Raw genomic sequence first — 12,711 nt, 5'->3', positions numbered from 1 at the left:
CCACTACTCCAGCATCCGCCAAGGGCTGGCCTACCACCGTTGCAGGCCAGCCCTTGTTGCATCCGATGCTGCCGTTTTTTGCGGCGCTGCGCAGCCATTTGCTGCGCTGGCGCAATGTGTAGCCAGGCCAGATCGGGTTCAATCCCCTGCTTCTGGCGCATCGATGACAAGACAAAGGAGACAAGACATGGCAGACAAGCAAGCAACACGCACCGGTGGCCAGCTGGTGGTGGACCAGCTGCTGATCCACGGCGTGCAGCAGATTTTCACGGTGCCGGGCGAGAGCTTTTTGGCGGTGCTCGATGCGCTCTATGACGCGCCCATCGAGACGACGATCTGCCGCCAGGAGGGCGGCGCCGCGATGATGGCCGAAGCCCAGGGCAAGCTCACCGGCCAGCCAGGCATCTGCATGGTCACGCGCGGGCCAGGTGCTACCAATGCCTCGGCTGGCTTGCACATTGCGATGCAGGACTCGACCCCGATGATCCTCTTCGTCGGCCAGATCGAGCGCTCGGCGCGCGGCCGCGAGGCCTTCCAGGAGCTGGACTACCGCGCGGTGTTTGGCAGCATGGTCAAGTGGGCCACCGAGATCGATGATGCGGCGCGTATCCCCGAGACCATCGCCCGCGCCTTTGCGGTGGCCACCAGCGGCCGCCCCGGCCCAGTGGTGATTGCGCTGCCCGAAGACATGCTGCGCGATGCCGTCAGCGCGCCCGATGCACGCCGCTACCAGCCCGCGCCCGCGCACGCCGCCGATGCCGATGTGGCCGCCGTCGTCGCCCAATTGGCCGCCGCGCAGAACCCCATCATCATTGCCGGCGGCTCGCGCTGGACTGCGCAGGCCCATGCGGATATCGCCGCCTTTGCCGCCGCCCATGCGGTGCCGGTGGCCTGCTCCTTCCGCCGCCAGATGGTGTTCCCCGCCCACCACGGCAATTATGCCGGCGATGTGGGCCTGGGCGTCAACCCCAAGCTGATCGAGCGCGTCAAGCAGGCCGATCTGGTGGTGCTGCTGGGCGGGCGCATGTCCGAGGTGCCCTCGCAGGGCTACAGCCTCTTGGGCATTCCGGCCAGCAGCGGCCAGCGGCTCATCCATGTGCACCCCGATCCCGATGAGCTGGGCCGGGTCTACCAGGCTGACCAGGCGATTGTGGCCGCGCCCGATTCCTTTTGCGCGGCCCTGGCCCGCCAGCCCGCCGCTGCGCCACGCGCCGAGCGCCAGGCGCTGGTGCAGCAGGCCCATGCCGACTACCTGGCCTGGAGCAATCCTGCGCCCATCCAGGTGCCTGGCGCGCTGCAGATGGGCCAGCTGATGGCGCATCTGCGTGAGGTGCTGCCGGCCGATACGGTCTGGTGCAATGGCGCGGGCAACTTTGCCACCTGGGTGCACCGCTTCTGGCCGTTTACGCACTACGGCAGCCAGCTCGCCCCCACCAGTGGCAGCATGGGCTATGGCCTGCCCGCCGCCGTGGGCGCCAAGCGCCTGGACAAGCAGCGCAGCGTCGTCTGCATTGCCGGCGATGGCGACTTTCTGATGCATGGCCAGGAGTTTGCGACCGCCGTGCAGTACCAGCTGCCCGTCATCGTGCTGCTGATCGACAACGGCATGTACGGCACCATCCGCATGCACCAGGAGCGCGACTACCCGAACCGGGTCAGTGCCACCGAGCTGCGCAACCCCGACTTTGTGGCTTACGCCAAGGCCTTTGGCGGCAATGCAGCGTTGGTCGAGAAGACCGAAGACTTTGCGCCAGCGCTGGCTGCCATGCGCAGCTGGGCGGAACAGCACCAGCTGCCGGTGATCCTGCACTGCAAGCTCGATCCGCAGGCGATTACGCCGGCGCGCAGCCTGGACCAGATCCGAGGCACTGGCGTTTAAGCCCCGGCTGAAGGCGCAAAAAAAGGCACCGAGCAAAAACTCGGTGCCTTTGTATTTGGCTTTTTGGGGCTTTTGGCCTGGGCCTTGGCGGAGGCTGTGCAGCCCCTGCTGCGGCCTAGCGCGGTTTACAGCACATCGCTGGCAAAGTCGGCCAGGCGCGAGCGCTCGCCGCGTGCCAGGGTGATGTGGCCGCTGTGTGGCCAGCCCTTGAAACGGTCCACCACATAGGTCAGGCCCGAAGAGCCTTCGGTCAGGTAGGGCGTGTCGATCTGGGCCAGGTTGCCCATGCAGATGATCTTGGTACCGGGGCCGGCACGGGTGATCAAGGTCTTCATCTGCTTGGGCGTCAGGTTCTGCGCCTCGTCGATGATCACGTACTTGTTCAGGAAGGTACGGCCGCGCATGAAGTTCATGCTCTTGATCTTGATGCGGCTGCGGATCAGGTCATTGGTGGCAGAGCGCCCCCATTCGCCAGGATTGCCGCCGTCGCCCTTGGCCAGGAACTCCAGGTTGTCGTCCAATGCGCCCATCCAGGGGCCCATCTTCTCTTCTTCGGTTCCGGGCAGAAAACCGATGTCCTCGCCTACGCTGACGGTGGCGCGGGTCATGATGATCTCGGTGTAGCGGCGCTCGTCAAGCACCTGGTTCAGGCCGGCGGCCAGGGCCATCAAGGTCTTGCCGGTGCCTGCCGTGCCGGCCAGGGTGACAAAGTCCACGTCCGGGTCCATCAGCAGGTTCATCGCGAAGTTCTGCTCACGGTTGCGTGTGGTCACGCCCCACACATTGTTCTTCTGGTGGCCGTAGTCTTTCAGCGTCTCGAGCACGGCGGTCTTGTCGCGGATCTCGATCACGCGGGCAAACAGGCTGTTCTCGCCGGGGGCTTCGTAGAAGACAAACTGGTTGATGTGCAGCTGCTGGGTGATGGCGCCGCTGATGCGGTAGCAGGTGGAGGCACCCGACTGCCAGCTCTCGACCTTCTTGCCGACCTTGGCCCAGAAATCCAGCGGCAGCTGCAGCATGCCGGTGTAGAGCAGGTCGCCGTCTTCCAGCGTCTTGTCGTTCTGGTAGTCCTCGGCCTCCAGGCCCAGTGCGCGCGCCTTGACGCGCATGTTGATGTCCTTGGACACCAGCACCACAGGGCGGTCAGGGTGGCGCTGGCGCAGGGCCTCGACCACGCCCAGGATCTGGTTGTCGGCCTTGCCCTGGGGCAGGCTCTCGGGCAGCTGGTAGTTCAGCGGCTCGGTCTGGAAGAACAGGCAGCCGCTGGCGCCCTTCTGGCCGGTGGCATCGAGGCGAATGCCCTGGGCCAGATGCGCTTCCTGGCTGGCGACCAGCGCATCGAGCGTGCGGCTGGCCTGGCGGCCATTGCGGGCCACTTCGGTCATGCCCTTCTTGTGGCCATCGAGCTCTTCGAGCACGATCATCGGCAGGTAGATATCGTGCTCTTCAAAGCGGAACAGGCTGCTGGGGTCGTGCAGCAGCACATTGGTGTCGAGCACAAAGAGCTTGGCTTTGTCGCTGCGCGGCTTGGCGGCCTTGGCCGGCTTGCTGGCCACGACGGGGCTGGCTTCGGCCACGGCAGGGCTGCGGGCCGGTTGCGCAGGCTTGGCTGTTGCTGGCGCCTTGGCGCTTGCGGCCACCGGCGCAGGGGCTTGCACGGGAGCAGGGGTGGCCGCCGCTTTCTTGCTGCGGCTGCTGGCCTTGGGGGCGGCAGCGGCTTGCGTGCCACGGCGCGGCGCAGGGCTTGCGGCCACGGCGGCGGGCGCCGTGTCCAGGTCTAGAAGATCGTCGTCTTGTTCATCGCGCGCAGCGGCCGCGGATGCACGGGATGGGGTGTTGGTCTTGGCGGAAAAGTCACCAGCGGAAAGCTGGCTGCCACGGCGGGTAGGTGCGGGAGGCAAGGGCATGGAGCTCGGGGCCTTTATCTAAACACTCGCCAAATGGGCGAACTCACTCCGAACGCCTGCCACCCCGGATGCAAAAAAGGCCATCTCGCAAGCAAGACAGCCTTTTTCATGGGGAATGACAGAACAATCCGGACTCACATACATATGGAGCCCATTATGCACATTCTGGGCGTCCCGAAACCAGCAATCGCAGTCATGGATCGCGGTGTCGGCCCAGAAAGACGGAAACAGCAACGGCGCGCATCCGCAGATCGCGCGCCGCCGCACGGTTGCCGCCTGGCGCAGCGGCTTAGGCAGCCTTCTTTTGCGCAGCCTTCATCGACTTGACGGCCTTGAGCACTTCTTCGACATGGCCCAGCACCTTCAGGCCGCGCCATTCTTGCACCAAGATGCCATCAGGGCCGACCAGGAAGGTCGAGCGCTCGATGCCCTTGACCTTCTTGCCGTACATGATCTTGTTCTTGACGACGCCGAACATGTGGCACAGCTTCTCTTCGGTATCGGCGATCAGCTCGAAGGGCAGCTCAAGCTTTTCCTTGAAGTCGTCGTGCGACTTCATGTTGTCGCGCGACACGCCGAAGACGGCTGCACCAGCCTTGACAAAATCCGCGTACTTGTCGCGGAACTGCATGGCTTCGGTGGTACAACCGGGGGTGTTATCCTTGGGGTAGAAGTACAGCACCAGAATTTGCCCCTGATGCGACGCATTGGAGACCTTCAGGCCTCCCGTCGCTTGTGCTTCAAATTCTGGCAAGGGTTTGTTGACAACAACAGCCATAGCTCTCTATTTTCTCCGGAGTAATCGCAAAAAGGCCGCAGGAATCAAAGTATTCATCTAGTTGTTATTCAGGCCCGCGGCCGCAAGCGAGTATTTTAACCCGAATCGAAATATTTATCGAGCCCCACTGATAAACACAGGCTATCGATTGTGGTTATAGAGCAGGAGCCTCCAGCAGCACGGCCAGCAAGACCTTGCGTCCCTCACCAGCCAATACGTTGTAGGTACGGCATGCAGCGGGCGTATCCATGGTCTCGAAGCCGATACGTTTTGCAATCAGTGGAGCCAGCCAGGCAGGCGAAGGAAAACGTAACCGATTGCCACTGCCGAAAATGACCGTTTCGACATCGGCCTCGGCGAGCTGGGCGAAATGGGCGGGGCCCAGGTCTTCGAAGCGCTCGCAATCCCAGCGCTGGAGGGTGCCGTTGGAGCCGACCACCAGGCTGTATGCATAGGACTGCTTGTCCACGGCCAGCCAGCCCGGGCCATAGCCTGTGATGGTCAAGGTGTCGGATTTATCGGGCTGGAACTTCATGGCGCGGGCTTTCTGCAAACGGGGCTGGGACGGGGCGGTGCCCGGTGCCGCAGGCACAGGGAGCCACTACAGGGCGATCAACGCAAGGATCTGTGGTCAAATTATAGTTTTCACCTAGTTGGGTTGTGGGTTCGAGGTATTGGCATGGTTGCCAGCCGGCTGCAATCCCGTGTTTTCAGAGGTAGTGGTTTCTGTCATGAAGACGATTCAAAAATCCGCCAAGCTGGCCAATGTGTGTTACGACATTCGAGGGCCGATCATGGACGCGGCGAAGCGGATGGAGGACGAAGGACAGAAGATCACCAAGCTCAACATCGGCAACCTGGCGGTGTTTGGCTTCGATGCCCCTGAAGAGGTGCAGCAGGACATGATCCGCAACCTGCCCAACTCGGCGGGCTACTCCGACAGCAAGGGCATTTTTGCCGCGCGCAAGGCGGTGATGCACGAAACCCAGCGCCTGGGCATCAAGGGCGTGGGTCTGGACGACATCTACCTGGGCAATGGCGCCTCCGAGCTGATCAGCCTGGCCACCAATGCGCTGCTCGATACTGGCGACGAAATGCTGCTGCCAGCCCCCGACTACCCGCTGTGGACGGCGGCGACCAGTCTGTCGGGCGGCACCCCGGTGCACTATATGTGCGACGAAGAAAACGGCTGGATGCCCAACCTGGCGGACATCCGCGCCAAGATCACGCCCCGCACCAAGGGCATCGTGGTCATCAACCCCAACAACCCCACCGGCGCGCTGTATTCCGACGCCCTGCTGCGCGACATCGTGCAGATCGCGCGTGAGCATGGCCTGGTCATCTTTGCCGATGAGGTCTATGACAAAGTGCTGTATGACGATGCCAAGCACACGCCGATGGCCTCGCTGTCGCAGGATGTGCTGACCATCACCTTCAATTCGCTCTCCAAGGCCTACCGCAGCTGCGGCTACCGCGCCGGCTGGATGGTGATCTCCGGCGACAAGACCGGTGCTGCCGACTATATCGAGGGCCTGAACATGCTCTCAAACATGCGCCTGTGCGCCAATGTGCCCGGCCAGTGGGCCGTGCAGACCGCGCTGGGCGGCCACCAGAGCATTGATGAGCTGGTGCAAGAAGGCGGGCGCCTCCGCAAGCAGCGTGACCTGGCCTGGGAGCTGATCAATGCCATCCCCGGTGTCAGCTGCGTCAAGCCCCAGGGCGCGCTCTACATGTTCCCCAAGCTCGACCCTGCGGTCTACCCGATCGAGGACGACCAGGAATTCTTCCTGCAGGTGCTCAAGGAGACCCGCGTGATGCTGGTCCAGGGCACCGGCTTCAACTGGCCACGGCCTGACCACTTCCGCATCGTGTTCCTGCCCCATGAGGCGGACCTGCGCGAAGCGATCAACCGCCTGGCCGCCTTCCTGGCCAAGTACCGACTTCGCCACGGAACCGAGCAGCTTGCGCAAGCCCATAAGGCCGATATCAAGCTGGTCAAGACCAAGGCAGAAAAATCCGCTGCCTGAGTCGCCGCCTTTCCTATCTGACAACGACAGGCGTCCGGCTGGGCGCCTTGTTGGTTATTCAACGTATCCAAGAGAATTTATGAAACCGATCCAAGTAGGCTTGTTGGGCATCGGCACCGTCGGTAGTGGTGTCTTCAACGTGTTGCAACGTAACCATGACGAGATTCGCCGCCGCGCTGGCCGCGATATTGCCGTAACCATGGTGGCCGATCTGGATGAAGCCCGTGCCCGTGCGGTGGTGGGTGACCAGGCCGTGGTCGTCAAGGACGCGCGCGAGGTGATCGCCAATCCCGATATCGATGTGGTCATCGAGCTGATCGGCGGTTATGGCGTGGCCAAGACCCTGGTGCTGGAGGCGATTGCCGCTGGCAAGCATGTGGTGACGGCCAACAAGGCCTTGCTGGCCGTGCATGGCTCGGAGATTTTCAAGGCAGCGGCCGACAAGGGCGTGATGGTGGCCTACGAAGCGGCCGTGGCCGGTGGCATCCCGATCATCAAGGCGCTGCGCGAAGGCCTGACCGCCAACCAGATCCAGTGGATTGCCGGCATCATCAACGGCACCACCAATTTCATCCTCTCCGAGATGCGCGACAAGGGCCTGGACTTTGACGTGGTGCTCAAAGAAGCGCAACGCCTGGGCTACGCCGAAGCCGACCCGACCTTCGACATCGAAGGCGTGGACGCCGCGCACAAGGCCACCTTGATGAGCGCCATCGCCTTTGGCGTGCCGGTGCAGTTCGACAAGGCCTATGTCGAGGGCATCACCAAGCTGTCGTCGGTCGATATCCGCTATGCCGAGCAGCTGGGCTACCGCATCAAGCTCCTGGGCATCACCAAGCGCACCGACAAGGGCATCGAGCTGCGGGTGCATCCGTCGCTGGTGCCATCCAAGCGCCTGATCGCCAATGTGGAAGGCGCGATGAATGCCGTGGTGGTGCATGGCGATGCCGTGGGCACGACCCTGTACTACGGCAAGGGCGCAGGCTCCGAGCCCACCGCCTCGGCCGTGATTGCCGATCTGGTCGACATCGCCCGCCTCGAAGGCGCCGCTGTGGCCCACCGCGTGCCGCCCCTGGCCTTCCAGAGCAGCACCTTGCGTGAAGCGGGGCAGGAGCTGCCGGTGCTGCCGATGGCCGATATCACCACCAGCTACTACCTGCGCATGCGCGTGGCCGACGAGGCCGGCGTGCTGGCCAAGGTCACCGGTCTGCTGGCGGGCGCCGGCATCAGCATCGATGCGGTGCTGCAGCGCGAAGCCGACGAAGTCGGTGGTGAAGGCTCGACCCAGACCGACCTGATCATCCTGACGCACGACACGCGCGAAGGCGATATGGACAAGGCGCTCGCCGAAATCCAGGGCCTGCCCACCGTGCTGGCGCCGATCACCCGCATCCGCAAGGAAGAGCTGAACTAAGCGAGCGCTAGAGCCGCTGCGGCCGCCGGTCGCACAGCCCGGCGCCTGCCGCCTACCCAACCGCCTGTAGCCGATCCGGCCCAGGCGGTTTTGCTTTTTGGGTCCAACAGCTGCGAAAACATCCGCATCATTCTGTTACTTGTGGGTATTTGTTCACGTCATTATTTTTCTAAATAATGGCCGCTCACAAATGCGGCGCCCCCGGGGGCTGCAGATCGATAACAAAGACGGGGAGTTGCACTATGTCGGACACCGACAAGAAATGGCTGGCGCTGGCCAAGCGTTGGGGGGTGTTGTTCGGGATTCCGCTGCTGATGCTGGCCATTGGCCTCTGGCAATGGTCGCGGGCCGATACGCCGGTCTCGGATGTGGGCGCGCAGATCGCCCAGTACCAGCAGGTGGTGCGCCAGCTCGAGGCGATCGAGGCCGAAAAGCCCGGCCGCCGTGCGACGGTGCGGGACAGCGAGGGCAAGGAATACCCGGTCTGGAAGGTCAAAAACGAGTACCTGATGGCCATCCAGGACCTGCAAAACCAGGGTCTGAATGTCACTACCCGTAACTTGCAGCCGGTGCTGGCGGGCTGCACCATCGCCTTCAGCGTGCTGGCGCTGCTGTGGTCGGCGCTGGGGGTGGTGTACCAGCGCGGCATGGGCGCCAAGGCCCTGCAGTCGCGCGAGCAGCTGCTCGCGACCTTCCAGAAGGGCCGCAAGCTCTTGCCGACCTATATGGTGGTCATGGTGCTGCTGCTGTTTGGTGCAGCCATCCCGCTGCTGGTCTACGAGATGATGCCCATCCTGCGCCACCGCAACTACAGCAAGGGCGACATGAAGCTGATGTTCATCCTTGGCGGCCTGGCGCTGTTCCTGCTCTACTCGGGCTGCAAGGTGCTGATCGATGTCTGGAAGGCATCGCGCAAGCCGCTGGAGAACGCGCCCATCGAGGTGATGGGCCAGACCGTCAGCCGCCAGCAGGCGCCCGAACTCTGGGCCTTTGTGGACCGCGTGGCCGCCAAGACCGGCGCCGGCATGCCCGATGCGCTGGTCGTGGGCCTGAACGAAGGCTTTTTTGTGACCGAGCACCCGGTGCAGCTGGCCAGTGGCGCCTTGCTGCCCCAGGGGCGGGTGCTGTACCTGCCCTTGCCCTATATGGCCTTTCTCAATGCCGGCGAGGTTGCCGCCGTGATCGGCCATGAGCTGGGCCACTTCATCGGCGAGGACACGCTCTACAGCCAGCGCTTCTCACCGATCTACAGCGCCACCCTCCACCACCTGGTGGCCATCAGCGGCGGTGAGCGCCATGAGGGCTCCTGGATGGACATTCTGCGCCGGCCAGCCACCTTGTTTGGCGAGATGTTCTTGGACAGCTTCCACGAAGCGGTGCGCTACTGGAGCCGTAAGCGCGAGCTGGCCGCCGATGCGGTGGGCGCGCAGGTGGTGAGCCCGCAGGCCGTTGCCTCGTCCTTGCTGCGCATCAGCGCGCTGGCCCCGCTGGTGGATGAGGCGCTGCAGGCCAACTGGGACCGGGGCGAGACGGTCGCAGGCGGTGTGCTGGGCCATGTGCGCCAGCTGGTCGCTGCCAAGGGCATGACCGACCCGAGCGAGCACCTGGACCAGCGCCAGGCCCACCCGACCGACACCCACCCTGAGCTGGCCGAGCGCCTCGCTGCGCTGGGTGTGCCCGTCAGCCCCGAGTTGCTCGCCCGCGCGATGGATGCCCAGGGCAGCCAGCTGCTGCAGGAGTTTGGCCTGGAGCAGGGCGCGCCCGCTGCCAGCAGCCGCACCCTGGCCGGGGCGGTCGCACCGGCCCCGGTCGCCGATCTGAATGCCGCCTTGCAAAACGAGCTCAGCAGCGCAGCCGCGGCCAACCGCAGCGCCAAGCTGGCCGAGCTGCGCGAGATCGCGGCGCTGGCTGCGCCCGAGACGGTGATCCATGAGCGCTCGGCCTTCATGGTGGGCTTGTTCGGCTTTCTGGCCCTGGCCTGCTTTGGCGGCGCGGTGGCCTTGTTCATGGCGGGCCTGCACATGGCCATGGCTGCCGGCGTGCTCGCCGGTGGTCTTGTCTGCGTATGGGTGGCGCGGCTCTTCTGGCGCGACAGCCAAAGCCCGGCCATGGTGCTGCAGCCCGCGGGTGTGCGCCTCTTCAACGCGCAGGAGCTGCTGCCCTGGTCGGCGATTGATGATTTCGAGTTCAACCAGGCCAACCACATGCTCACCGTCATCATGGCCCTGGAGCCCGGTGTGCAGCCGCCTGCGATGGGTGTGGGCAAGCGCCGCGCCCAGTTTCAGAAGAAAAAGCAGCGCGTGGTGGTGATGCTCAAGGGCGTCAAGAAGATGAAGAACCAGGCCTTTGCCGAGCTGGTGCTGAACCAGTGGCGCGCCTACTATGCCCGCCAGGAGCTGGCGCGCATGGGTGAGCAGGTCTAACGGCTGCTCCACAACCCAGCCAGGCCTCGGACCCAGTCCGGGGCTTTTTTATGCCTGCGGCTGCCTTGCGGGTCGCAGCCAGGGCGCTGCTGCCGGCTGCTGTGCCCCACATTCCTGCGCAAGCTGTGCCAGTACTGGCGACTGCAGGATAATAAGCAGTTGCTCCTTGCCCGTGAGCGGGCTGTGTCCACTTATTTCGCACCCTCCATGCTGTATCTCTCCACGCGCGGCCATGCCGAACAAAAACGTTTTTGCGACATTTTGCTCGAGGGCCTGGCGCCCGATGGCGGTCTGTACATGCCGGTGCAGTACCCGCAGATCGACGACGCCAAGCTGACGGCGCTGCGCGAGACGCTCAAGAGCAAGGGCTATGCCGCGCTGGCGTTCGAGATTCTGTCGCTGTACATCGACGACATCCCCGCCGATGACCTGCGCGCGCTCTGCAACAAGACCTACACCGAGGCGGTGTTCGGCACGGCGGCGATTGTTCCAGTGCGCCAGCTCGAAGGCCAGTTGATGATCGAGGCGCTCTCCAATGGCCCGACCTTGGCCTTCAAGGACATGGCCATGCAGCTGCTGGGCAACCTGTTCGAGTACGAACTGGCGCGCCGCGGCGAAGAGCTCAATATTCTGGGGGCCACCAGCGGCGACACCGGCAGCGCAGCCGAATACGCGATGCGCGGCAAAAAGGGCGTGCGCGTCTTCATGACCAGCCCGCACGGCCGCATGAGTCCCTTCCAGCAGGCACAGATGTTCAGCCTGCAGGACGAGAACATCCACAACATCGCCATCGAAGGCGTGTTTGACGACTGCCAGGACATCGTCAAGGCGGTCAGCAACGACCACGCCTTCAAGGCGCAGTACAAGATCGGCACCGTCAACTCCATCAACTGGGCCCGCCTGCTGGCCCAGGTGGTCTACTACTTTGCCGGCTACCTGCAGGCCACCAGCCAGAACAGCGAGAAGGTGAGCTTTACGGTGCCCAGCGGCAACTTCGGCAATGTCTGCGCCGGCCATGTGGCGCGCCAGATGGGCCTGCCGATTGCCAAGCTGGTGGTGGCCACCAACGAGAACGATGTGCTGGACGAATTCTTCCGCACGGGTGTCTACCAGGTGCGCGGCGCTGCCCACACCTTCGAGACCTCGAGCCCGTCGATGGACATCTCCAAGGCCAGCAATTTTGAGCGCTTTGTGTTCGATCTGGTCGGCCGCGATGGCGCCCGCCTGCAGCAGCTGTTTGCGCAAGGCGTGGCCCAAGAGGGCCGCTTTGACCTGCAGGCCGATCCGGCCTTCCAGGATGCTGCCGGCCGCTATGGCTTTGTCAGCGGAAAGAGCACGCATGCCGACCGCCTGGCCACGATCCAGGACACCTACCAGCGCCTGGGCCAGATGATCGACACCCACACCGCCGATGGCGTGAAGGTGGCGCGTGAGCACCTGGGTGCCGAGCCGATGATCGTGCTGGAGACGGCCTTGCCAATCAAGTTTGCCGCCACCATTGAAGAGGCGCTGGGCCGCACACCCGAGCGCCCAGCCAAGTTTGACGGCATCGAAGACCTTCCCAAGCGCGTGGTGGTGATGCCCGCCGATGTGGACCAGGTCAAGACCTATATCAAGGACCACTGCCGCTGAACCGGCTAAGCTGCCGCTACCGCCTCGCGCCTGGGTGCCGAGGCCGGCCGTGGAATCATCAAGGAGGCGGGTATGCAGGTCGTGTGTTTTGCAGGCTATTCGGGCAGTGGCAAGACGACCTTGATCGAGCAGGTCATCCCCGTGCTGATCGCGCGCGGCCAGCAGGTGTCGGTCATCAAGCATGCCCACCACCGCTTTGACATCGACACCCCTGGCAAGGACACCTGGCGCCACCGCCAGGCCGGCGCCTACGAGGTGCTGGCTGCCTCCGACCAGCGCGTGGTGCTGATGCGCGAGCTGCCAAAGACGCAGGAGCCCGATGTGCATGCGCTGATCGCCCAGCTCGACAGCCAGGTGGACTGGGTGCTGGTGGAGGGCTTCAAGGACTGCGACCTGCCCAAGCTAGAGGTGCTGGCCAATGCGCCAGAGGCCAACGGCAAGGCGCCGCTCTACCCGCAGGATGCGGCTGTGCAGGCGGTGGTGCTGTCGCCCGCCCGTGAGCTGTTACCCGCCACCGCCCTGCCGCAGCTGCCCCGCGATGCGCCCGCCGATGTGGCCCAGTGGCTGCTGGCGCACAGCGCCCGCTTTGCCTATACCCCGCCCTGTGTATTTGCGAGCGATACCGCCGGCTAAGCGGCCCGTGTCGATGCT

At 64.0% G+C, this 12,711-nt stretch carries 9 protein-coding genes; 6 read left to right on the top strand and 3 right to left on the bottom strand.

What is annotated here, in order from left to right; all coding sequences use genetic code 11:
• The first annotated feature begins 187 nt into the window (after positions 1-187).
• Complete coding sequence (locus WH265_RS06370) at positions 188-1,879, top strand: thiamine pyrophosphate-binding protein (RefSeq protein WP_339557716.1); 1,692 nt, start codon at positions 188-190, stop codon at positions 1,877-1,879.
• A gap of 125 nt (positions 1,880-2,004) precedes the next feature.
• Here WH265_RS06370 and WH265_RS06365 read toward each other — a convergent pair whose 3' ends face one another.
• The 3 genes from WH265_RS06365 to WH265_RS06355 all read right to left on the bottom strand — a co-directional run bounded on the left by WH265_RS06365 (position 2,005) and on the right by WH265_RS06355 (position 5,099).
• The gene (locus WH265_RS06365; protein ID WP_339557715.1) at positions 2,005-3,786 is read right to left on the bottom strand and encodes a PhoH family protein; all 1,782 of its coding nucleotides are present in this window, start codon (positions 3,784-3,786) and stop codon (positions 2,005-2,007) included.
• 289 nt (positions 3,787-4,075) lie between these two features.
• A complete protein-coding gene (locus WH265_RS06360) occupies positions 4,076-4,564 on the bottom strand; it encodes a peroxiredoxin (protein WP_021025569.1) in 489 nt (162 codons plus the stop codon).
• 154 nt (positions 4,565-4,718) lie between these two features.
• Positions 4,719-5,099, bottom strand: coding sequence for an Mth938-like domain-containing protein (locus tag WH265_RS06355; protein ID WP_021025568.1), 381 nt, complete (start codon positions 5,097-5,099; stop codon positions 4,719-4,721).
• 196 nt (positions 5,100-5,295) lie between these two features.
• Here WH265_RS06355 and WH265_RS06350 point away from each other — a divergent pair, with 196 nt between their 5' ends.
• From WH265_RS06350 to mobB, 5 genes are all read left to right on the top strand, one after another.
• On the top strand, positions 5,296-6,591 hold the full coding sequence (locus WH265_RS06350) for a pyridoxal phosphate-dependent aminotransferase (protein ID WP_021025567.1): 1,296 nt from the start codon (positions 5,296-5,298) through the stop codon (positions 6,589-6,591).
• Between the two features lie 79 nt (positions 6,592-6,670).
• On the top strand, positions 6,671-8,005 hold the full coding sequence (locus WH265_RS06345; protein ID WP_339557714.1) for a homoserine dehydrogenase: 1,335 nt from the start codon (positions 6,671-6,673) through the stop codon (positions 8,003-8,005).
• A 242-nt stretch (positions 8,006-8,247) separates the two neighbouring features.
• The gene (locus tag WH265_RS06340) at positions 8,248-10,428 is read left to right on the top strand and encodes a M48 family metallopeptidase (protein WP_339557713.1); all 2,181 of its coding nucleotides are present in this window, start codon (positions 8,248-8,250) and stop codon (positions 10,426-10,428) included.
• A 207-nt stretch (positions 10,429-10,635) separates the two neighbouring features.
• Positions 10,636-12,060, top strand: coding sequence for a threonine synthase (gene thrC / locus WH265_RS06335; protein WP_339557712.1), 1,425 nt, complete (start codon positions 10,636-10,638; stop codon positions 12,058-12,060).
• Positions 12,061-12,132: 72 nt separating this feature from the next.
• On the top strand, positions 12,133-12,693 hold the full coding sequence (mobB, locus tag WH265_RS06330) for a molybdopterin-guanine dinucleotide biosynthesis protein B (RefSeq protein WP_339557711.1): 561 nt from the start codon (positions 12,133-12,135) through the stop codon (positions 12,691-12,693).
• Positions 12,694-12,711 lie beyond the last annotated feature (18 nt).

The sequence above is a fragment of the Comamonas sp. MYb396 genome (assembly GCF_037479555.1).
Lineage (GTDB): Bacteria > Pseudomonadota > Gammaproteobacteria > Burkholderiales > Burkholderiaceae_C > Comamonas.
The sequence above is the reverse complement of the archived record's forward strand: the minus strand, read 5'-3'. Positions and strand labels throughout refer to the sequence as shown.

What these genes read in the sequence shown, in the direction of transcription:
- WH265_RS06350 (WP_021025567.1), top strand. Translation starts at nt 5,296, where the DNA reads ATGAAGACGATTCAAAAATCCGCCAAGCTGGCCAATGTGTGTTACGAC.
- WH265_RS06370 (WP_339557716.1), top strand. Translation starts at nt 188, where the DNA reads ATGGCAGACAAGCAAGCAACACGCACCGGTGGCCAGCTGGTGGTGGAC.
- WH265_RS06360 (WP_021025569.1), bottom strand. Translation starts at nt 4,564, where the DNA reads ATGGCTGTTGTTGTCAACAAACCCTTGCCAGAATTTGAAGCACAAGCG.
- mobB (WP_339557711.1), top strand. Translation starts at nt 12,133, where the DNA reads ATGCAGGTCGTGTGTTTTGCAGGCTATTCGGGCAGTGGCAAGACGACC.
- WH265_RS06365 (WP_339557715.1), bottom strand. Translation starts at nt 3,786, where the DNA reads ATGCCCTTGCCTCCCGCACCTACCCGCCGTGGCAGCCAGCTTTCCGCT.
- WH265_RS06340 (WP_339557713.1), top strand. Translation starts at nt 8,248, where the DNA reads ATGTCGGACACCGACAAGAAATGGCTGGCGCTGGCCAAGCGTTGGGGG.
- WH265_RS06345 (WP_339557714.1), top strand. Translation starts at nt 6,671, where the DNA reads ATGAAACCGATCCAAGTAGGCTTGTTGGGCATCGGCACCGTCGGTAGT.
- thrC (WP_339557712.1), top strand. Translation starts at nt 10,636, where the DNA reads ATGCTGTATCTCTCCACGCGCGGCCATGCCGAACAAAAACGTTTTTGC.
- WH265_RS06355 (WP_021025568.1), bottom strand. Translation starts at nt 5,099, where the DNA reads ATGAAGTTCCAGCCCGATAAATCCGACACCTTGACCATCACAGGCTAT.